Annotated in this window: 18 protein-coding genes; 5 read left to right on the forward strand and 13 right to left on the reverse strand. The window is 54.8% G+C overall.

What is annotated here, in order from left to right; genetic code table 11:
- Window positions 1-9: 9 nt before the first annotated feature.
- On the reverse strand, window positions 10-981 hold the full coding sequence (locus tag VGM48_RS02770; RefSeq protein ID WP_331576186.1) for a type IX secretion system membrane protein PorP/SprF: 972 nt from the start codon (window positions 979-981) through the stop codon (window positions 10-12).
- Between the two features lie 36 nt (window positions 982-1,017).
- Entirely contained in the window at window positions 1,018-3,942 is a 2,925-nt protein-coding gene (locus VGM48_RS02775) for an Ig-like domain-containing protein (protein WP_331576187.1), read from the reverse strand.
- A gap of 492 nt (window positions 3,943-4,434) precedes the next feature.
- On the opposite strand from VGM48_RS02775, the gene VGM48_RS02780 reads away from it, so the two are divergent.
- The gene (locus VGM48_RS02780; RefSeq protein WP_331576188.1) at window positions 4,435-5,421 is read left to right on the forward strand and encodes a nucleoid-associated protein; all 987 of its coding nucleotides are present in this window, start codon (window positions 4,435-4,437) and stop codon (window positions 5,419-5,421) included.
- A complete protein-coding gene (locus VGM48_RS02785) occupies window positions 5,418-6,185 on the forward strand; it encodes an SDR family oxidoreductase (RefSeq protein ID WP_331576189.1) in 768 nt (255 codons plus the stop codon). The genes VGM48_RS02780 and VGM48_RS02785 overlap by 4 nt, the downstream gene beginning before the upstream one ends.
- Window positions 6,186-6,212: 27 nt before the next feature.
- On the opposite strand, the gene VGM48_RS02790 is transcribed toward VGM48_RS02785, so the two are convergent.
- The 6 genes from VGM48_RS02790 to VGM48_RS02815 form a co-directional block, all read right to left on the reverse strand.
- Window positions 6,213-7,691: a Gfo/Idh/MocA family oxidoreductase gene (locus VGM48_RS02790; protein WP_331576190.1), complete on the reverse strand. Its 1,479-nt coding sequence runs from the start codon at window positions 7,689-7,691 to the stop codon at window positions 6,213-6,215.
- A gap of 58 nt (window positions 7,692-7,749) precedes the next feature.
- On the reverse strand, window positions 7,750-8,145 hold the full coding sequence (locus tag VGM48_RS02795) for a response regulator transcription factor (protein ID WP_331576191.1): 396 nt from the start codon (window positions 8,143-8,145) through the stop codon (window positions 7,750-7,752).
- A 197-nt stretch (window positions 8,146-8,342) separates the two neighbouring features.
- A complete protein-coding gene (locus VGM48_RS02800; RefSeq protein ID WP_331576192.1) occupies window positions 8,343-8,801 on the reverse strand; it encodes a DUF4252 domain-containing protein in 459 nt (152 codons plus the stop codon).
- 1 nt (window position 8,802) lies between these two features.
- Window positions 8,803-9,312: a DUF4252 domain-containing protein gene (locus VGM48_RS02805; RefSeq protein WP_331576193.1), complete on the reverse strand. Its 510-nt coding sequence runs from the start codon at window positions 9,310-9,312 to the stop codon at window positions 8,803-8,805.
- Window positions 9,309-9,893 (reverse strand): hypothetical protein, encoded by a 585-nt coding sequence (locus tag VGM48_RS02810; RefSeq protein WP_331576194.1) that lies wholly within the window; start codon window positions 9,891-9,893, stop codon window positions 9,309-9,311. The genes VGM48_RS02805 and VGM48_RS02810 overlap by 4 nt, the downstream gene beginning before the upstream one ends.
- The gene (locus VGM48_RS02815; protein ID WP_331576195.1) at window positions 9,875-10,393 is read right to left on the reverse strand and encodes an RNA polymerase sigma factor; all 519 of its coding nucleotides are present in this window, start codon (window positions 10,391-10,393) and stop codon (window positions 9,875-9,877) included. Before VGM48_RS02815 ends, VGM48_RS02810 begins: the two co-directional genes overlap by 19 nt.
- Before the next feature lie 51 nt (window positions 10,394-10,444).
- Between VGM48_RS02815 and VGM48_RS02820 the strand changes: the two genes are divergently transcribed.
- A complete protein-coding gene (locus VGM48_RS02820) occupies window positions 10,445-12,118 on the forward strand; it encodes an amidase (RefSeq protein WP_331576196.1) in 1,674 nt (557 codons plus the stop codon).
- A gap of 13 nt (window positions 12,119-12,131) precedes the next feature.
- Here VGM48_RS02820 and VGM48_RS02825 read toward each other — a convergent pair whose 3' ends face one another.
- Together VGM48_RS02825 and VGM48_RS02830 are read right to left on the reverse strand one after the other, a co-directional pair.
- Window positions 12,132-12,308 carry a hypothetical protein gene (locus VGM48_RS02825; RefSeq protein WP_331576197.1) on the reverse strand — a complete coding sequence of 59 codons (177 nt, stop codon included), beginning with the start codon at window positions 12,306-12,308 and terminating at the stop codon, window positions 12,132-12,134.
- Between the two features lie 42 nt (window positions 12,309-12,350).
- Window positions 12,351-12,818, reverse strand: coding sequence for a DUF6934 family protein (locus VGM48_RS02830; RefSeq protein ID WP_331576198.1), 468 nt, complete (start codon window positions 12,816-12,818; stop codon window positions 12,351-12,353).
- A gap of 188 nt (window positions 12,819-13,006) precedes the next feature.
- On the opposite strand from VGM48_RS02830, the gene VGM48_RS02835 reads away from it, so the two are divergent.
- Together VGM48_RS02835 and VGM48_RS02840 are read left to right on the forward strand one after the other, a co-directional pair.
- The gene (locus tag VGM48_RS02835) at window positions 13,007-15,430 is read left to right on the forward strand and encodes an ABC transporter permease (RefSeq protein ID WP_331576199.1); all 2,424 of its coding nucleotides are present in this window, start codon (window positions 13,007-13,009) and stop codon (window positions 15,428-15,430) included.
- Between the two features lie 129 nt (window positions 15,431-15,559).
- Window positions 15,560-18,049, forward strand: a complete 2,490-nt coding sequence (locus VGM48_RS02840) for an ABC transporter permease (protein WP_331576200.1) — start codon at window positions 15,560-15,562, stop codon at window positions 18,047-18,049.
- Between the two features lie 66 nt (window positions 18,050-18,115).
- Here VGM48_RS02840 and VGM48_RS02845 read toward each other — a convergent pair whose 3' ends face one another.
- From VGM48_RS02845 to VGM48_RS02855, 3 genes are all read right to left on the reverse strand, one after another.
- Window positions 18,116-18,655: an SRPBCC family protein gene (locus tag VGM48_RS02845; protein WP_331576201.1), complete on the reverse strand. Its 540-nt coding sequence runs from the start codon at window positions 18,653-18,655 to the stop codon at window positions 18,116-18,118.
- Between the two features lie 234 nt (window positions 18,656-18,889).
- The gene (locus tag VGM48_RS02850; RefSeq protein WP_331576202.1) at window positions 18,890-19,507 is read right to left on the reverse strand and encodes a DUF4142 domain-containing protein; all 618 of its coding nucleotides are present in this window, start codon (window positions 19,505-19,507) and stop codon (window positions 18,890-18,892) included.
- Between the two features lie 48 nt (window positions 19,508-19,555).
- Window positions 19,556-20,086 carry a pyridoxamine 5'-phosphate oxidase family protein gene (locus VGM48_RS02855; protein ID WP_331576203.1) on the reverse strand — a complete coding sequence of 177 codons (531 nt, stop codon included), beginning with the start codon at window positions 20,084-20,086 and terminating at the stop codon, window positions 19,556-19,558.
- Window positions 20,087-20,157: the final 71 nt, after the last annotated feature.

The following is a 20,157-nucleotide window of genomic DNA, read 5'->3' on the forward strand; positions in this document are numbered from 1 at the left end:
ATATTTTTTTTAAAAGTCCATTTTCAGCGCCAGCTCGATGCCGTTCCGGTCGATACCGGATGCGCTGATGGTGGATATATTTACGTCGTATAAAACTCCAAGTGTTAATTTCTGATAACGCAGTTCAAGGTTCGGGACGAGGGCGTCGTTGTAGCGGTAGCCGAGGCCGAGGCCGACAGCGGCGCCGCCGGCGACACCGGGGATAGCCTTTGTGTAGATGAGGTTGTAGTAGTGGCGATAGGCTGGTCCTTCCCAGTTCATCGACATGTAAAAGCCCACTTCGTCCTCTTCCTTTGTCGTGAATTTATAGCCGCCCTGTATGCCGATGACGGGTTTGAGGCGGGTGGAATCGGATTTGATCTTATAGGCATAGGGTTGGTTCGCCTGCATGATGGAACCACCGACATACCATTTATCGTTGCGGCCGTTGCTGAAGACGGACACGCCGGCGTTGATATTAAAATGACCATAGGACCAGCCGTTTGCGAGGCGGTCGGCGCTGGGCGCTCCTTCGATCGGGCCGTAGGAGTCGAACTGGTCGCCGAAGGCGCCGCTGATGCCGGCCACGTTCAATTGGCTTTGGTAGTATTCTGCCTGGAAGCCTGCTGCGAGATAAGTCTCGTGGCGGCCGATGGGGATAGCATAGGAAATACCGAGCATTCCGAGGGAATTGTTCAGGATACCGTCGTTTGTCTTATCGGAAGCCGCGCCGGCGCTGAAGCTGAAGTAGCCGGAGTTGGGTTTATTCTTTCCTTCTTTTGACAGTAAAGGCATGGAGAAGAGGGCCGCTACGCTGTTGTAAGCAATCTGGCCGCCGTATTGAACGCTGCGATAGTTGAGGTTGAGGGTATTTTGTTTTTCGGTTTTCAGCGATTGATTATACCAGATGGTCATATCCTGGACCCTCGAGAAATTGATCTCCTGTCCACTGGCGAAGCCGGTGAATGCGAGAAGGATCAATATTGTTAACGTTTGCCTCATGATCTGGATATTATTGGATTAAATTTTTTCATGTTATCATCTTACCAATGAAACCATTCCCCTTTGAACGATCTTCTTGCCATTGACATCGATGCCCTCTCCTATCCACAGATACGTCTCTACCGGCTGGGGCACGCCTTTGAAGGTGCCATCCCAGCCCTGGTTGGGATCCTGAGTGGTGAAGATCAGGTTACCCCAACGGTTGTAGATGTTGAAATAGTGGAATTGGGAGATCCCTACGAGGATCGGTTTGAGGATGTCGTTGGTCCCGTCGTTGTTCGGTGTGAACACGCGCGGAACGTAGATATTGATCGGGGCGAAGCGTACTCTTGCCGGGCTGCCGAAGATGATCTTTTTGTCATCCACGACTGCGGTGATGAGCACGTCACCGGGGGTTTTGCTGGTGATATAGATATAGGCGTCGCCATTGGCGTCGGTGTAGGCGGGTTGTGGCGAGACGATGGTTGCCGTTCCGGAGTCGATGCTGAAATAGACCGGCTGATCAGGCATGGCCTGGCCGTTGAGATCGACGATATGGGCTCTCACCTCGGTTTGCTGGGTGCCATCTGCGAGGGCTTCGAAGATGATGGTCGTCAGGGAGGTCAGCGGGTTGGTGACATCCGGTGCGGTTACGAAGTGTACGGTCTCGTAGTTATGGACGTCGCCGTTATCGGTGACGTAAATGGATACCTGCGCGTTTGTCGCGGGATCGATGTAGTACGCTTCCACATATAATCTACCCGTGTCAGCGCTGGTGACCGCGATACGGGCGTAGCCGCCGACAGTAAGCTGGTCGGTTGAATCGCCGACGAACTTGTTGCCGGTGGTGATGGTGCCCTGTTCGGGAGTCGTATGGACCAGGAAGGTCACTTTAATGCCTTCCAGCGGATGCCCGCCGGCATCGGTGATATAGGCGATGAGGCTATCCTGCTTAACGCCGTCGGCCAGCTGATAGTCGAAGGGCTGCCGGATAAAGAGATTGGTGATCCCGTTATTGCTACCGGTACCCGTTCCGCCGCTGCCGGGGCCGCCTGTACCCGGGCCACCTGTTCCCGGACCACCCGTGCCGGGACCGCCAGTCCCAGGACCACCCGTACCCGGACCGCCCGTGCCTGGGCCACCGGTACCGGGGCCACCTGTGCCAGGACCACCGGAAACGGGAGGACCCTGGACGAAGTTGATGGTGACGAAATTATTGGCCGGGTTGTTAAGGTCAGTAAGGGGCGCCGAAGGGGTGCCGTTGATATCCACGGTCGCCTGTACATCGGCTGTACCGACTGTGGAACTGGTGAAATAGGCTATGGCTACGCCGTTGACGATGGTACCGGTGGTGATGATCGTTGCCGTACCTGTCTTTATGGTAAAGGTTACCGTTCCGCTGGTGACCGGTGCACCGCCGGCGGTATAGACCATTGCATCCACTTCATTCTGGCTGGTGCCGTCGGCTGTGGTCGTAGTGGTGATGCCTACGATATGGCTTGCGCTGGCCGAAGGCGGAGGTTGGGTGAAGTGGATGGTTGTATATCGGTTTGCGGGGGCGTCGACATCCCTGAGGACATTCGGCACTCCGCTGATATCTACTGATCCTGTTACGGTAACGTCACCGACTATCGTGCTGGTGAAGTAGGCTTTGGCCACGCCGTTGACGGTGGTTCCGGTCGTGGTGATCGTCGCCGTTCCGCTGGTGATGGTAAAGGTGACGACCGTGCCGTCGGGGACGTTATTGCCCAGGCTATTCCTGACGAGGGCGTCTACTTCGTCCTTACTGGTGCCGTCGGCTGCTGTGGTCTTAACGATGCCCTGTATGTAGCTGTTGGCGTCAGCCGGTGGTGGATCGGTGAAGTGGATCGTGGTAAATCTGTTGGCGGGGGCATCAACGTCCTTCAGGTCGTCGGGAGTGCCGCTGATATCGACTGTCGCTTTTACGGTAACGTCGCCGACAACTGTACTGGTGAAATAAGCTTTGGCCACACCGTTGACGGTGGTTCCCGTCGTGGTTATGGTCGCCGTGCCGCTGGTGATGGTGAAGGTGACGACGGTGCCGTCGGGTACGTTATTACCCAGACTGTTCTTGACGGTTGCGTCAACCTCATCCTGGCCTACCCCATCGGCTGCGGTCGTTTTGACGATGCCTTTTATATAGCTGTTCGCGTCGCTCGGTGGAAGGTCTGTAAACAGGACGGTTGTAAAGTCGTTTGCTCCGGAGGGATCCAAAAGGGTTATCCAGGCCCCGCTTTGGTCTTTTACCATGGCCTTTACAACGACCGAGCCTACGGTCGTGCTCGTGAAATAGGCCAGGGACTGGTTACCCGCCGTAAATGCGTTTGCCGGCGCGTCTGCCGGATTGTTATCGGGATTGCCGAAGGTCATGTTGGCCGTGCCGCTGGAAATAAAAAAGTATACCGGCGTATTGGAGTTAACAGCGTTGCCATCCTTGTCCTTGAGAACAACCTGGACTACGTCCTGGCTGGTTCCATCCGCAGGATTCGTTTGTACGACCCAATTGATAAAACTCTGGACGATATTCGGGGGACCGGGAGCCGTGATGAAGGTCATCGTGGTGTTGGCGACAAGCGAGCCGGCGGTCTTTATATCCACGTTATAGACGCCTACATTATCATCGGCAAAGTGAAAGGTGGCAACTCCATTCACCGTCACGATGTCCTGGGAAAGTCCATCGACCTTAAAGGTAATGGTCATCTCCGGTTGACCCGCGACCCAGGGAGTGACGGTAACGGAAATGATATCTTCGATGCCTGTTGCGGCGACGGAATTCTGCTTTATTTGGGTAACGGCGAAATTCAGAAACTTTTTGGGGCTCTCGCCGGGTGCGGCCTTCGCAGGCAGCCAGAAGTTTAAGAGAAGCCCAAAGCTCATCAGCAGCATAGCGATGAAACGCGGCCGGGTATTGCTACCAGGGCTATGCGCCAATGCATCGTTATTTTTCAATTTCAGGGTCATAGAACACGGAGGTTATACCCCACACATTTTTTACGGTCCCATGCGGACACGCAACCAACTTTGTAAATCGGGAAAACGGTGATAAGACACCTACAGAAGTCGTTGCGGTGACGGCATGAGGGGAGACACTATGTGCCTGTCACTTTCGGGCAACGAGCCGGAGCGGTAAAAATGTTGTGTAAGGTTTGGGTTTCATATAATTGGGTTTTAGCTTGATGATCTTTCGTAGGGGTTATCGGATTTATACTACTATAAAAAGGAAGATTTACCCTGTTTTATTGTATAGTGACAGGGATAATTTTGACCGCACCTGGCATTTTAGAAATATTTTGTTTGTAATCACGTGATAATTAACAAATTTGTCTTTCTTAGTGGGTTAAAATAGTTATGCACATTTTTTCCGTTTTTTGATTTTTCGCCTGTTGGAACGGGATGCCAAAACCTATCTTTACGGCTTTTACAATGATCTTTACAGACGCTATAATCGACAGATTGACCGTACATTATACAGGGAATAAGCAGAATGGAGGGGCTTTGTTGCTTTCGAAGGAGGAGCAGGGACTGGATGGGGATCTGAAGGCCCGTTTGACGGAGGCCCTGCTTTCCCGGTTTGCCCATTGCCATGAACGTTATACATTTCATCACAGCGCGTCGCTTGAATACAATGAGGTGTATAATTTTGTCCGGGAGGTGTTCAGGGACCAGGGGGCAATTTACGAGCAGTCGGTGCGGATCGCCTCGCATCTTTTCACGGTGGCCGAGCATCCGAAGATAAAGCCGGGGGAATTGTATACCGGCTTTTTCAGGGGGATCGAAGATGGGGAGACGGTGCTGGATGCCGTGGGTATCTTCAAGGCCGAGACGAAGGTGTTGTTTGCCGATATGGTTCCGGGAGCGGATGACCTGGACCTGCAGTTGAAAGAAGGGGTGGAACTGTCGAAGGTGGACAAGGGATGTCTGATCCTGCACCGCGAAGAGGAGCAGGGCTTTGAACTGCTGATCTTCGACTCGAACGGCAAGGGCGAGGAAGCGTTATACTGGAAGGATAAGTTCCTTGGGGTGATGATCCGGATGAACGAGTTCGTGCAGACGCAGGACTTTCTGACGCAGACGAAGAACTTCGTGACCAAACAAATGCCGGATGAGTTTGAAGTGTCGAAGACGGAGCAGATCGATATTCTCAACCGGAGTATGGATTATTTCAAGACGCATGGGAATTTCGACCGGGAGGAATTCGAGACGGAGGTGTTGCATCACGACGGGCTGATCCAATCTTTTAGAAACTATGTAGAGCCGACCGATTCCTTCGAGATCTCGACGCAGGCGGTGAAGCGACAGGCGCGGGTGTTCAAGAGCGTTATCAAGCTGGACAAGAACTTCCATATCTATGTGCATGGGGACAGGGAGTTGATCGAGAAGGGATATGATGAGGCGATGGGGAAACATTTTTATAAAATCTATTTTGATCACGAGGTATGAATGGTAAAGTTGCTATTGTTACGGGAGTCGGTCAGGGAATCGGTTTTGAAATCGTTAGACAGTTTGTGAAGGGCGGGGTGCGTGTGCTGCTGAACGACCGGGATGAGGCGCTTGCGCGAAAGGCGGCGGAGAGGTTGAATGGGGAGTTTGGGGATGGGGCGAGTCAGCGATGTGTTGCGTTTGCGGGGGATGCGAGTGATGTGGCCGTTATCCGGCGGATGGTGGATGAGGCGGTGCGGGTCTTTGGCCGGCTGGATATCGCGGTCGCGAATGCGGGGTTGACGGTATTCGGGGATTTTCTTTCTTACCGGCCGGAGATGCTGGAGCAGGTGATGCAGCTGAACCTGGCGGGGAGCTTTTTTCTGGCACAGGCGGCGGCGGCGCAGATGCGGGCGCAGGGGGATGGTGGGAGCATTTTGTTTATGTCGTCGGTTACCGGTCATCAGGCGCATAAGGGTTTGGTGGCATATGGAATGACGAAGGCGGCGTTGGAGATGCTGGCGCGGGGATTGGTGATCGAGTTGTCGCCGTATCGGATCACGGTGAATGCGGTGGCGCCGGGTGCGACGATGACGGAACGGACGGCGGAGGATGCGGGCTATGAGAAGACCTGGTCGGAGTTGACCCCGATGGGGCGGCCGGCACGGCCGGAGGATATCGCGCAGGCCGTGACGTTCCTTGTTTCGCCCGAGGCCCGGCACATCACGGGTCAGACGCTGGTGATCGATGGGGGGTGGACTGCGATAAGTCCAGGCCCATCCTGAGGGCTGCGCCCCCAGGATGGGCAGGAATTAAAGATTGTAACCCTGGCGGTAGGTGCGTTTTACGAATTGATTTGCGTCATCGAAATTGGTGATCTTCATATTTGGGCCGTCCCAGAGCAGCTTGATATGGCGGCCGGGATATTCGAACTCGTCACGGCTATGACCACCCGAAGTGTTACGTGGCCGGCGGACGTCATAGCTGCGGATGGCGAGATTGCCCATGAGGACGGTCTCGGCTAACGGGCCGGCGACTTTGAAGTTGGAGCTAAGGTCCTGCTCCTGCTGGCTGCCATAGCCGGCGATACAGGCTTCCACCCAGGCGGTATAGTGGCCGGTGATATCGGCGCCGGGACCGCGTTTAAGGGTTTGAGGGACGACGGTCTGGGCCGACCGGGAGGTGGGCAGCAAGTTGGGATCACGGCCGTATGTGCCACACATCATCTTTCCTTTTGTACCGATAAAGAGCGTGCCGTTGTCGCCGTCGCCGAAGATCTCGCTGGGTCCCAGTTCGTCCGGGCGTTCGGGTTGGATGCCGCCGTCCATCCAATGCAGTTTTACATCAGGCTTACCGGATACACCTTTGAATTTCAGAGTAATATGAGATGATGGCGGACAGCTGTCGGGGAAGTAACCTGCTTTGAACTCCCCTACATATACGCCGCCGACGCTGCATTCGGCTTCGGTGGGGTAACCCAAATCGAGGACCTGGAAGGCAGGGGCGATGATATGGCAGCCCATGTCGCCGAGTGCGCCGGTGCCGTAATCCCACCAGCCGCGCCAGTTGAAGGGAACGAGGTTATCGACATAGTCTTTCTGGGGGGCGGTGCCGAGCCAGAGGTTCCAGTCCAGTTCGGGCGGGACGGTGGCTTTTGTCGTGGGCCATTGGATGCCCTGGGGCCATACGGGGCGGTTGGTGAAACAGAAGACTTCGGTCACGTCGCCGATGCTGCCGGCCCGGTACCAATCGACCAACTGACGGACCCCGTCGCTGGAAGCGCCCTGATTGCCCATCTGGCTGACGACCTTGTAGCGGGGGGCGGCTTCGGTGAGCATGCGGACCTCGTAGATATCGTGGGCCATGGGCTTCTGGATGTATACGTGCTTACCGAGCTGCATGGCGGCCATGCCGATGACGGCATGCATATGGTCGGGGGTGGAGACGGAGACGGCGTCGATGTGTTTGTGCTCTTTGTCGAGCATCTCCCGGTAGTCCTTATAATATTTTGCTTTGGGGAATTTGTTGCGGATGGTGGCGGCGCGGCGGTCGTCGACGTCGCAGAGATAGGCGATCTCTGCTTTGCCGCTGCCGTAGAAGTTATTGATGTCGGATTCGCCTTTGCCGCCGGCGCCGACGCCAGCGATCATGAGTTTGTCGCTGGGGGCGGTATAGCCACGGCCTCCCAGGACGTGGCGGGGAACGATATAGAAACCGGCGGCGGCTATCAGGCTTTTTTTCAGGAAGTTACGGCGAGAATCGTCTTGTGTGAATATGCGCTTCTTGTTCATAGTCAGAGGGCCGCTTTTTTTGTATAATACGTTGGCCCTCTTAAATGTACAACAATATTCAATTGTCTTTTGAAGGGACGGTCAGATTTTTCTTACCGGCCAGGATCTGGCCGACGGCCCAGATGAGTTCATCGGAAGCCGCGTCCCGGCCCATATACCCTGCAGCACCGGATTCGAGGGCCTGGCCGGCGTGATTTTCTTTATAAAGACTCAGGATCAGGACGGGCAGGTCGGGATATTCCTGGCGAATCTGCTGGAGGGCTTCCCATCCGCCTCTGTCAGGGCCCGGAAGGTCGGAGATGATCATATCCCAGGGGCTATCCCTGAGCTTATCGGCCCATTCCTCTCCATCTTCGAGCTCTTCAATCTCGGCGTTGGGGTATGCTTGCGTCAATATCTGTCTAACACCTTTTCTGATGATCGTGAAATCATCAGCTAGTAGAATCCTGATCATGGTTGTGGTCGTTAAGTTAATGAATAGAGTAAGACAGGTCGGAAAACAAGGTGTGCTACTATTGCTACGCAGAGGAAACCAAACGAGTTGCTTAACTTAACGACAAGATAAAGGGAATTAATTAGAAATCAGCCACTCACTAATAAGTAAAAACACTTACTTATTACAATATTTGATTATTATCAAAGTAGAACCACTCATTGACTGTCATGGTCCTGCAAAGCCGCTTCCAGCCTGGCTTTGTCGGCAGCGGTGAAATGACCCCGGAGGTGGATAAACAGTCCGCCGTCGTCATCGCCGACGATCAGGCAGACGACTTCCTCGAGATCGTCTTTCCCTTCGCGGGAAAGCAACTGTACCCTACCCTTTCCTTTGCGGATGGAGAACCATTCTTCGAAGTGGTCGGCGCGGGCCGCGTGTTCGAGGTCGCGAAATTCGCGGCCGGCATTGGGAGATTTTTTACCGTCGATGAGCAGGCAGTGCAGGGCGGAGATCTTTTTCGAAGAGAAGCTGACATTCAGCAGGAGTCCGGGGTCGATGCCGATCGAGTTATCACCGGAATTGTATTGCTGATAGACTTTTTCCAGCTGTGAGGATTGGGCGCAGGCTGCAAAAGATAGCAGGAGGGCCGTCAGGGGGAGAAGGAGTGTTTTCATGTTATTTTCGTTTTGCGTTTTTTAGATTTTCCATGCCTTTTATGTCCAGGTCGGCGCCGAGCCGACTGATCTTGTCGAGATCGATATCGCCCACAAAGCTCATGAGGGTGAAGCCGTCTTTGTCGGCGGCGATCATCAGCAGTTCGTGTATGGTATTGCCGGTAGCCCGGATCATGAACCGGAAGTTGTCTTTGTTGTCGCGGACGGTGATCAGATCTTCATATTCTTTTCTGTCGATCTGCGCCAGGGCTTCCTTATAGAAGACGGAGGGAGTCGTTTCGGTGCTGAGGATACGAAAGCTCTGCAGCCGGGAAACGGTCTGTTTGAGGTCGGAAGGGATCGTGTCCCAGTTGACCTTTGACATGAGGCGGAACATGCGGGGGCTGACGGAGACGACGGTGAACCGCGAGTCGTCGAGGTATTTGCCGAAGAATTTGCCGATGGCATCATCCTGGGCGCGGGCGGTCATGGTCAGCGCGGCTATGAGGGGGATGAGGAGTAGTCGTTTCATTTGTTTGTTATTTGTTTGCGGCCTTCGTTCAGGTGAGCGGAGGCGATGAGCAGGGCATGACGGACGGCGGCGAGAGCTTGTTCCGGATCGTCGTAGGTATCGGTTACGCGGGCGAGGACCGGGGTGCCGGCGACGGCCCGTGTGTCGGCGGTGACAGGCGTTTCAACAGGGTGTTTTTGGTTTGGTTGCAGGAGGAACAGGCTCGCTACGAGGAAGAGGACGGCTGCGGCGGCGGAGACCAGGCCCCATTGGAAATGGAAGACCGGGGACCGGGGTGGGACGGGGGATGCTGCGGCGGACATTGCAGCGGGGGACATTGCAGCGGGGGACATTGCAGCGGCTGAGGTTTCTGCATCGGCGGCGGTTATTGCCTGGAGGATCCGGGCTTCGAAGCCGGGGCCGGGAGAGACCCGGGCCTCTTCGCCGAAGTAGGCGAACAGGGGGCCATAGGCCTGGAGATCGGGGTCGAGGGTATCGGGGTCCTGGGCGTTAAACCAGTCCGCGAGGGCTTTCTCTTCTTCCACGCTCGTCTCTGTCCGCCAGTATTTTTCGAGCAGGGCTATCACATTTGCTTTTTCCATTTTTCCTCCTGTTTTGTTATGAGCTGCCGGATGGCGTTTCGGCCGCGGAAGAGGCTGATCTTCACCTGGTCGAGGGTAACATCGAGCACTTCGGCTATCTCGTTATAGCTGAACCCTTCCATATCGCGTAACCGGATGACCTGCTGCTGCAGCCGAGGCAGGGTATCCATGCATTGGCGTATTCGTTGTATCATTTCCTTGCTCGTCATTTTTTCATGCGGGTCATGGTCCGGGCTGGAGAGCTGGTGGGCCGATGCGTCCCGGACGGTCGGCATCCGGTGGCGCCGGAGCCGGTCGAGGCAATTGTTACGGGTAGCTGTCATACAATAGGCTTCCATATTCGCCCATTGCGGCCATTCCGCCCGTTTTGTCCAGATGCCGGCGAACACCTCCTGTATGGCGTCCTCCGCTTCCTGGATATCCCCAAGAAGGTGGAAAGCAAAGCGGAACAGCTTGTCTTTCATCGGCAATATGCGGCCTTTGAAAACTTCTAATGACATTACTGTTGAGATGACGGAAGAAAAACATTAATGTTACAGTAAATTCTTCGTATGCTTAAAAAATGCCTTCCGACCCTCCTCCTGACCGTGGTGACGGGTGTGCTGGCAGCTTTGCCCGGCCGGCTGGCGGCCCAGGATTCCGCCGGCGTCGGGATGCCTGAGTTGATGGCCGCCGAAAAACTCTTCGATCTTCAGTTTACGCCCGTGAAACGGGATTCTATTGTTAGCGGTCTGATCGATCACCTGCATTTCTATCAATATCTGCATTCCCAGGATCTTTATAACAATGTCCCGCTGTCGCTGTCTTTCGATCCGCTGCTGCCGGGGACGGCGTACGAGCGCCGGCAAAACCCGCTGCGCTGGGATATCCCGGGGGAAGTTGCCCTGCCGGCCAACCGGAATGATCTGGCCTTTTATTCCATTCCGGAGCTGGCCAGCTTGCTCCGGCGCAGGAAGATCACCAGCGTGGAGCTGACGAAATTCTTTATCGACCGGCTCAAAAAGTATGGCCCGGTGCTGCATTGTGTGATCGAGCTGACGGAAGACAGCGCGCTTGCACAGGCGCGTTGGGCGGATGCGCTTTTTGCCAAGGGCGTCGTTCATAGCCCGCTGCAGGGTATTCCGTACGGGATCAAGGACCTGTTTGCGGTCAAGGGAACGCATACGACCTGGGGAACGCCCCCTTATAAGGACCAGGTCATCAACTCGACCTGTTATGTGGCCGAGCGGCTTGATGACGCAGGTGCGGTGTTGGTGGCGAAGCTTTCGCTTGGCGAGCTGGCCATGGATGATGTCTGGTTTGGCGGGCTGACGCGAAACCCCTGGAACCTGGCGGTGGGATCGGGCGGCAGCAGCGCGGGGTCGGCTTCGTCGACGGCGGCGGGGCTTGTGCCTTTTGCGATTGGTACGGAGACCTATGGGTCGATCGTGGATCCGTCGATGCGCTGTGGTGCGACGGGGTTGCGACCGACGTTTGGCAGTATCGCGCGGACGGGCTGTATGGCGTTGTGCTGGTCTTCGGATAAGGTCGGGCCCATCTGCCGGAGCGCGGAGGATGCGGCGATCGTCTTTGCCTATATCCATGGGGGGGATAGCGTGGATGTCTCGTCCCGGCTTATGCCGTTCAATTATACTGGTAAGGTAGATCTGCGGCAGTTGCGGATCGCGTATACGCGGAATTATATCGATTCGCTGCCGGAGAGCAGCCCCGAGAAGCAGACGCTGTTGATCCTGCGGAAGCTGGGGGCGCGGTTGATACCGGTGGATTTCCCGGACGATCTGCATGGGAACGATATTCTTTCTTTGATCATCGGGGTGGAGTCGGCGGCTGCGTTTGACAAGCTGACGCGGACCAACCGGGATGATGAGATGGTGCAGCAGAACAAGGACCGCTGGCCTAATACGTTTCGGACGGCGCGGTTTGTGCCGGCCGTGGAGTATGTGAATGCGTGCCGGATGCGGACGGAGATCATGAAGAAGGTGGATCCGTTTATCAGCCAGTATGATATCATTATTGCGCCGCCGGAGACGGGGGATCAGTTAGCTATCACAAATCTGACGGGGCATCCGTCGGTGACATTGCCGGTGGGATATCGTCCGGATGGAATGCCGGGGAGTATCTCGTTTATCGGGCAGTTGTATGGGGAGGCGAAGTTGCTGGCGTTTGCGAAGGCGTTTCAGGATGCGACGCCGTATAATAAGCAGCGGCCGAAGGGGTTTGAGTAGAGGGCTTATTCGACTAGCTCCATGGGATTGCCTTGATCTGCTCTTCGAGCTCGAGGAGATGTTCGTTCGCTTCGATCACTTTTTTAGGAAGTTTCAGGCGCTCGACGGCGCCGTTCAGACTTGGGTCGACGGTATAGGTGATCTCCTGACCATTCAAGCCTATTTCTTTATACGTTTTTAACTCTTCCATATATTGCAAGTTACGACAAAAAGTATGGTGGATCATAAAAGATCATATTGTGGTGAAGGGTTGATCGAATGATTTTCTTTTTATTAAAAACGCGATGACTTCCATATTCTTACAGAAGGGTACGTATCCTTTTTCAGTTCTCGCATAAATATCGAACGTAAGAGAAAGCTCATCCAGGTTTAAGCCGATTGCCATCCTATAAAGTCTGGTACGCGGTATCGTACTCCCGATGATGTATATCATTCGATAAGGATATCGTTTTGTATACTTGTTTACCGCTTGCGCGACGGTGGCCAAAATCTTATTTCTATCTCCGTTGTCATTGACTGAGAAATCGTCAATGTCGTCCCCAGCGACGAGGTTACCAAAGACAAGATCGTATGCATTTTCGACCTTTGAAGGCACGAACAGGATACGTTTAAACAAGGGGCCATGCTTGCCTTCGCTTATAAAATCGACCGAACTCAGATCGTCGGCGACCCTCACTGCGTCATAACTCTCATATTTCATACGGATCGGTTTACGGGGTTACAAATATACTAATATTATTAGGTTTACGCTAATTTTATTAGCTTTTCATATTTGTATCGAAAACGGACAGCGGGTGTACTGAAAGCGGGGCAGGGGAAACTTTGGGGGAAGAGGCAAGTATTTGCGCGACAGTAATTTGCGTAAATTGGCATGAATTAAGCAATCACATGAGAATGCTACACAGTTATCTGCGTTTCGCGATGCGGAACCTTGCCAAGAACAAGATCTATTCGATGATCAATATTGCCGGCTTGTCGGTCGGACTGGCGGTGTTTGGGCTGATGTCGTTGTATATCGGCGATGAGTTGAGTTTCGACCGGGACCTGGCGAATGCGGGGCGCGTATACCGGGTGGTGCATTCGGGCGAGTGGGCGGGAGGGCGATTCAACCTCGCGGTGACGCCGCCGGCGTTTGGGCCGGCCCTGGCGAAAGAGGATCCGGGGATCGAGGCGGCGGCGCGGATCAATCCCGAAGGCGGGGGTACGCTTGTTTATGGCGACAAGAAGCTGGACGTCGGAGATATGTTTTTCGCTGACAGTTCGGTGTTGCGGGTGTTTGGCTTCCGGTTTGTTGCCGGCGGCGGCGGGACCGATGGGACGGAAGAGCCGGAGAATGCGCTGACGACGCCTAATTCGATCGTACTGACAAAGACGCTTGCCGATAAGTTGTTTGGCAATGCCGACGAGGCGCTTCACAAGACCTTGATGGTAAAAAACGAAGGCCCCGTAGAGGTGACGGGTGTCATCGAAGACCGGCCGGTGAACAGCCACCTGCAATTCAGCGCATTACGCCCGATGCGCGAGCCTGATGACCAGTGGCGGAGTTCTTACGTCCATACTTATGTGCTTTTGAAGAAGGGGGTCGATATCCGTTCGGTAGATGGGCGGTTGCCGGGTTTTTATGACCGGCATATCAAGCCGTTGCTCGGCAAGGGAGCGGCTTACCGGATGGAGATGCAGGCGCTGCCATCGATCCACCTGCATTCGCATCTTGACTTCGAGATCAGCCGTAACGGCGATATCCGGTATATCTATCTTTTCGCGGCGGTGGCCCTGCTGGTGCTGGGGATCGCGGTGATCAACTATATCAATCTCGCCACGGCTAGGGCTTCGATCCGTATGAAAGAGATCGGCGTCCGGAAAGTGATCGGTGGAAGCCGGCGGCAGCTGGTGACCCTGTTCCTGACCGAGTCCGTATTCTTTGCGTTGCTGTCGGCGGCGATAGCCTTTGCGTTGGCGGGAATATCGCTGCCGGGTTTTAACGAGCTATCAGGAAAAGCATTGACGCTGGGTCAATTTGGGATGACGCGGACCGTCGGGCTGCTTGTGGCCTCGGCCTTTGCAATCGGCCTGGCGGGGGGCCTCTACCCTGCCCTCTTCCTCTCCGGCTTTAGCACGATTCCCGCGCTGAAAGGACAGGTGGGCGATCTGTCGACGACGGTGCTCTTTCGCAAATCGCTGGTGACCTTTCAATTTATCATCACGATCTTTCTGATCACGGGCTCGGCGATCATCTATCTGCAATTACGATTCATGCAAGGGCGGGATCTTGGATTCAACAAGGACCAGGTGCTGACCTTTCATCTCAATAACCCCGACGTCCGGCAACATATCAACGACCTCAAGGCCCAACTGCTCCGGAACTCGTCGGTGGAGGCGGTGGCTGCTGCGGGAAACCCCATCGGGAACAACGATATCGGCGAGACCGCGATACAATGGGAACAGAACGGAGCGCTGCAGACCGAGCCGAAGAAAGCGCAGATGTATTTCGTCGATGCGGACTACCTTCCCACGATGCAGATCGGCCTGGCGGCCGGCCGCAATTTCTCATCCACTCAGCCGACAGACGTGTTGGGATCGGTGCTGGTGAATGAGACGCTGGTGAAAGAGATGGGCTGGACCAATGGGCTTGGAAAAAGGCTCAGGCTGGGAACCGATTCCAGCGGCAAGGTGCTGATGGCTTCGGTTATCGGGGTGGTAAAGGATTTCAATATCTACTCCCTCCAGCATCGCATCGAGCCGCTGCTGCTGCGCATGCCGCCGAAATGGAGGGACGCGGATAATCTTACCATCCGCATACAGAAGGGACATATCCCGCAGGGCCTGCGGCATATCGCCGAGGTGTACAACCATTTCGACCCATCGACGACGCCGGATTTTCATTTTCTGGATGACAATTTCTCGCAACAGTATACGGTCGAACGGAAACAGGGCAGCATCCTGCTGACCTTTGCGGTGCTGGCCATCTTTATCGCCTGCCTGGGGCTGCTTGGTCTCGTGACCTTCAGCGTCGGACAGCGGACCAAGGAGATCGGGATCAGAAAGGTGCTGGGCGCCAGTGTGGGCGGCATCGTATTGCTGGTATCGAAAGACCTGGTTAAGCCGGTGGTACTGGCTATCCTCATCAGCACACCGCTGGCCTGGTGGGCCATGCATAAATGGCTGGAAGGATTTGCCTACCGGATGACGATCGGACTATGGGTCTTTGTGGCATCGGGGCTGCTGGCCGTCGTGATCGCGATGCTGACGGTGGGGTTGCGGGCGATGCGGGCCGCGAGGATCAACCCGGCGAAGACGCTGAAGACGGAGTAGGCAGGGTGACGGAGGCCGGGATTCGATGAGGCATGAGACCGAGGCCGGGATTCGATGAGGCATGAGGCAGAGGCCGGGATTCGATGAGGCATGAGACCGAGGCGGGGGCTCGATGGAGAAATCAATTTTATGCTCTATAATTATTTTCGCATCGCCTGGCGGAATCTGCTGAGGAATAAAACGAACAGTTTTATCAATATCGGCAGACTGGCTATCGGGATCACCTGTGTGCTTTTTATCGTTCTTTATGTCCAGGATGAATTGAGATTCGACCGGGGATTTGCCCAGGGGGACCAGATCTTCCAGGTGAATATGGAGGCCAATTTCGGCGGGCTGGGATACAACACATCCAATACGCCGCCTCCTTCTACCATTTCGCTTCGCAACAGCTTTCCGGAGGTGACTGCCTATACGCGGCTTTATCAGCCGGGGAGTTTAATCGTGCACAATGATGCAGCGGCGGATGCCGCGGGGCATTCCTTTACCGAGAGACGCATCTGGGCCGTGGACTCGAATTTTTTACAGGTGTTCTCTTTTGCCCTTGCTGCGGGCGATGTGAAGAGCTGTCTGACAAAATACCATTCCATTGTACTGACCGAGTCCATGGCCCGGAAATATTTTGGGGACCGGCCGGCATTGGGAAAGACGCTGACGATCGACACCGCGGCGGCGCCCTATGTCGTGACGGCTATCCTGCGGGACCTGCCCGGGAATTCGACGCTGCAGTTCGACGGGCTGACCCCGCTTGCCGACAACCAGCTGGTGAAACGTTTCAGCTGGAGTTGGGTCTGGACGCTGATGCAAGGCTTTGTCGTGCTCAACAAAGAGACGGCGGCGGATCCCGCGGCGGTAAAACGGCTGGAAGCAAAGTTCCCCGCCATGGTACGGCGGGATGCGGCCCGGGCCTTCGAGCGGATCGGTCAGCCTTTTGACGAATTCATCAAGAAAGGCGGGAAATGGGATTTCTACCTGCAACCCCTTTCGCGTATCCACCTCTACTCAGCGGGCATCGGAACGCCTTATGAGAACCTGGGGAGCATCCGGTATGTCTATATCTTTTCCGTCATAGCTGTTTTTATCATCCTGCTGGCCTGCATCAACTTTATGAACCTGTCGACTGCGCAGGCGGCAAAACGGGCGAAGGAGGTTGGCGTCCGCAAGGTGCTTGGCGGAATGAAGGTCCAGATGATGAGCCAATTCCTGTCGGAGGCGCTGCTGTATACGGCACTGGCGACTTTATTGGCCGTCGGGTTGCTGTATCTCCTCATGCCCGCCTTCGACGCCGTAGCGGGTAAACAGCTGAGTTTTGCCGATCTGTTCCGTCATGGTTCCTGGGCCATTCTTGTCCTTGCGATGGTGGCGACAGGACTGCTGGCCGGAAGCTATCCAGCCTTTTACCTCACGTCCTTCAAGCCGGTGGATGTGCTGAAGGGCGGCAGGCTGTTTGCAAGGAGCTTTGGCAATCAGCTTATCCGCAACGGACTTGTCGTCTTTCAGTTTACGGTATCTATCGCGCTGATGGTCTCCACGCTTATCGTTTACCGTCAGCTGCAATTCATGAATACCGCCGACCTGGGATTCAACAAGGACCATGTCGTTGTCTTTCCCAATGTCGAGAAACTGGCCAACGGATCGGAGGCTGCCTTGCGGCAACAGTTGAGCGGAATACCCGGGATGCGTTCGGTGAGCGTTTCATCGGGAAGCCCGGCGAATATGACGAGTATCTTCACGGATTTTTATGTTCCTGTCGCCAATGGAGTGAAGGAGCACCTGGCAAAGGATGTCAACCTGACCTCGTATCTTGTCGACGAATATTTTGTTCCCTCGCTGCAGATGCAGCTGGTCGCCGGGCGGAATTTCTCAAGGGACTTTCAGGATTCGGCTTCGGTGATCGTCAATGAATCGACGGCGCGGCTGATCGGCTGGAAGAACCCGCTTGGCAAGCGGCTACGCTATCCCGGGAACGACGATCAGACCTTTACCGTGGTGGGCGTGGTGAAGGATTTCAATTTCCAGTCATTGCGGGATACGGTTGCGCCGTTCGCGCTTTTTCACACCAGCAGCAAGACTTATAAGCCGATGTTGAATTTTATCGTTGCCAGCGTGGACTCCCGGCAGACTTCCGCGGTCCTGCAGCAGGCCGGGAATATCTGGAAACAATGGGCGCCCTCGGTACCGTTTGATTATTCCTTTCTCGACAAGGACTATGCGGCCCTGTACCAATCGGAAGAGAAGATGGGCCGGGTCTTTGGCATATTTACCAGTCTTTCGATCATCGTCGCCTGTCTCGGCCTTTTCGGGCTGTCGGTATACACGGCGGAGCGCAGGGTCAAGGAGATTGGTATCCGGAAGATCCTCGGTGCATCCGTCCCCCAGGTGATGGGGCTATTGTCCATGGAGTTTCTGAAGCTGGTAGGGCTCTCCGTGGTGATCGCCTTCCCGCTGGCCGGTTGGGCGATGTCCCGATGGCTGATGGATTTCGCGTATCGCACGCCGATGAGCGTCTGGCTTTTTGTTGCGGCAGGGGTGCTTGCGCTGGCCATCGCCCTTCTGACCGTGAGCGGGCAGGCGTTGAAGGCGGCGGTGCGGAATCCCGCGCGGTCGCTCCGATCTGAATAGATCCGCGGCCATTCCGACACGCCTAAGCGGCCATTCCGACGCCTATCCTGATCCGAGCTGAACCCATCATTTCCGCGGAAGCGTGAAACTTGCTCTTTCCAGGAATTCCTGTAAGGCGAACTTATAGCGGGCAGCGGCATCGCGGGAGATGGATTCCCAGTGTTTGGGGGCATCTTCGGGTGGGGTCTTACCATCAAGGATAAGCGCCAGGATGTCCATATGATAATGCCAGCCGGTAGCTGCGCCCTGGAGTTGGGAATCTATTACGGCGCTGTGCGTAAAGATGAGCTTGCAGCGGCCGGCGTCTTCGGTGAGGAGTTCCCAGCGGACGACGGTGCCCTGGTGCCATTCGTATTCGAGTACGCGGTTCTCCTTCCATTGCAGGATCTTTCCGCCCATGGTGCCACCGGTGAGTTGCAGGGAAATGGTGTCGGATTTGATGGTGACGGGCGCGAGCCATTTGGCCAATTGACCGGGTTCGGTCAGGGCCTTCCAAACGGTTGGTACGGGATGATCGAGGAGGCGTTCGAAGCGAACGCCAAAGCTGTCGCCCTTGCGGAAGAAGGTTCCGTCCTTATGGGAGAGCGTAAAGTTTTTTTCCGGCATAACAAAAGAGTTTGATTAATATGAAACCTTTTCGTTGCAAATATAGGGAACCTTTCGGTTGCACAAAATTTTTTTGGGGAGGGGGTTGGAGGACGGGCGGCGCGGGTTTGGCGGCCAGGCGAGGTTTGGGCTGGGGGCAGGCGGCGAATTGGCAAAAAAACAAAAGCGGGTGGGAAATTCCCGCCCGCTGATTCACTGGGTAAGATCGTAATGGTGGTTACGGTACTTGATCGATTACATCTTTGACGCCATTTTTTCGCATTTCTGCGCTTCATCAAGATGATGACGCAAAGTGTGCAGCGTGTTGTCAGCGAAAGATCGAATGTCGGCATCAGAGCCATTCTTCGATTCGTCTTCAAAGGAACTGATAACTTTTTTATGATCGTCGACCATCATTTTAAAATAGGCCTTGTCGAAGTCCTTGCCGGTCTTCTTCTGGAGATCGGCGAGGGCCTGCTGCGAGTCGGTCGAAAGATCGGCCGGCAGCGTGAGGTTCTTTTTTGCAGCGATGGTCTTGAGGGTATCGGCGGCCGCGGTGTGATCCTTTATCATCATGGCGGCATATTTCTTTACATCGGCACTGGTTCCCTGTTGCTGCGCCAGCTTTGCGGCCTGGATCTCGGTCATCCCGGCATTGGCCGTGTTGACGGCGAAGTCCTGATCGGCTTTGGATACGGTGGCGGGAACGGAGGACATTTTTGCAGCGCCGGAGGTATCTGTTCCGGTGGAATCCATCTTTGTCACGTTGGAGTCTTTTGCGGCTTGGGTGCTGTCGGAGCTATTACTGCCACAACTGATGCTAAAGAAGGCCGTGCAGAGTCCAATAACGAGGTACGAGGAAACGTTTTTCATAATCGGCTATTTTTCAGTTTAAAAATCTTACCGATTAAGATTCAATTGTTATGCCACCGGGGAGAGGCGGGGTAACTGGGCGTCGGCGAGGTAGTAGGGTTTGTAACCGGGGCGGGTGTTGTACATCCAGGTGTGTAATTGATTTTTCAGGTCGCGCCACCAGCCGGCGTGGATCGAGGAGGCGGAATTGTCGAAATAGTCCGCCTTCAGCATCTGTACGCGGATGAGCACGAGGTTGTTTCCCCCATTGCTCTCCGTTTGTTCGCGGATGTCTTCGTGCACCAGGCCATTGATCTCTTCAGGATCGGTGACGATAAACGCCTTCCCCGCGACGTGGAGGAAGTACTCTTTCCCTTTCTTAAAGAACTCGAGCCGAACAGGGAATTCCCTGTCGAATTCGTTTAAAGCCTGCTGGGGACGGGGGACAAAAAACCACATCTGTCCCAATTCATCCACTTTTATCACTGACACGACGGTTGTTGCGATCCTTAGCAGGGAGGTGTTTTGGCTAAAGAACAGGGCGTTTTTCAGGTCCTGTATTTTTTGCTGCAGAAATTGCAGATCGGATTGAGGCAACATAGAGTAATCATTTTAAACGGAGATTTTTCAAATTCAATACCATTGTCGCGGAGACCTGTGAACAGCGGGTG

This window comes from Puia sp., assembly GCF_036500295.1.
Taxonomy (GTDB): domain Bacteria; phylum Bacteroidota; class Bacteroidia; order Chitinophagales; family Chitinophagaceae; genus Puia.

Excerpts from the sequence above, each read along its gene's own strand:
- VGM48_RS02770 (WP_331576186.1), bottom strand. The coding sequence starts at position 981 with ATGAGGCAAACGTTAACAATATTGATCCTTCTCGCATTCACCGGCTTC.
- VGM48_RS02775 (WP_331576187.1), bottom strand. The coding sequence starts at position 3,942 with ATGACCCTGAAATTGAAAAATAACGATGCATTGGCGCATAGCCCTGGT.
- VGM48_RS02785 (WP_331576189.1), top strand. The coding sequence starts at position 5,418 with ATGAATGGTAAAGTTGCTATTGTTACGGGAGTCGGTCAGGGAATCGGT.
- VGM48_RS02790 (WP_331576190.1), bottom strand. The coding sequence starts at position 7,691 with ATGAACAAGAAGCGCATATTCACACAAGACGATTCTCGCCGTAACTTC.
- VGM48_RS02795 (WP_331576191.1), bottom strand. The coding sequence starts at position 8,145 with ATGATCAGGATTCTACTAGCTGATGATTTCACGATCATCAGAAAAGGT.
- VGM48_RS02800 (WP_331576192.1), bottom strand. The coding sequence starts at position 8,801 with ATGAAAACACTCCTTCTCCCCCTGACGGCCCTCCTGCTATCTTTTGCA.
- VGM48_RS02805 (WP_331576193.1), bottom strand. The coding sequence starts at position 9,312 with ATGAAACGACTACTCCTCATCCCCCTCATAGCCGCGCTGACCATGACC.
- VGM48_RS02810 (WP_331576194.1), bottom strand. The coding sequence starts at position 9,893 with ATGGAAAAAGCAAATGTGATAGCCCTGCTCGAAAAATACTGGCGGACA.
- VGM48_RS02815 (WP_331576195.1), bottom strand. The coding sequence starts at position 10,393 with ATGTCATTAGAAGTTTTCAAAGGCCGCATATTGCCGATGAAAGACAAG.
- VGM48_RS02820 (WP_331576196.1), top strand. The coding sequence starts at position 10,445 with ATGCTTAAAAAATGCCTTCCGACCCTCCTCCTGACCGTGGTGACGGGT.
- VGM48_RS02825 (WP_331576197.1), bottom strand. The coding sequence starts at position 12,308 with ATGGAAGAGTTAAAAACGTATAAAGAAATAGGCTTGAATGGTCAGGAG.
- VGM48_RS02830 (WP_331576198.1), bottom strand. The coding sequence starts at position 12,818 with ATGAAATATGAGAGTTATGACGCAGTGAGGGTCGCCGACGATCTGAGT.
- VGM48_RS02835 (WP_331576199.1), top strand. The coding sequence starts at position 13,007 with ATGAGAATGCTACACAGTTATCTGCGTTTCGCGATGCGGAACCTTGCC.
- VGM48_RS02840 (WP_331576200.1), top strand. The coding sequence starts at position 15,560 with ATGCTCTATAATTATTTTCGCATCGCCTGGCGGAATCTGCTGAGGAAT.
- VGM48_RS02845 (WP_331576201.1), bottom strand. The coding sequence starts at position 18,655 with ATGCCGGAAAAAAACTTTACGCTCTCCCATAAGGACGGAACCTTCTTC.
- VGM48_RS02850 (WP_331576202.1), bottom strand. The coding sequence starts at position 19,507 with ATGAAAAACGTTTCCTCGTACCTCGTTATTGGACTCTGCACGGCCTTC.
- VGM48_RS02855 (WP_331576203.1), bottom strand. The coding sequence starts at position 20,086 with ATGTTGCCTCAATCCGATCTGCAATTTCTGCAGCAAAAAATACAGGAC.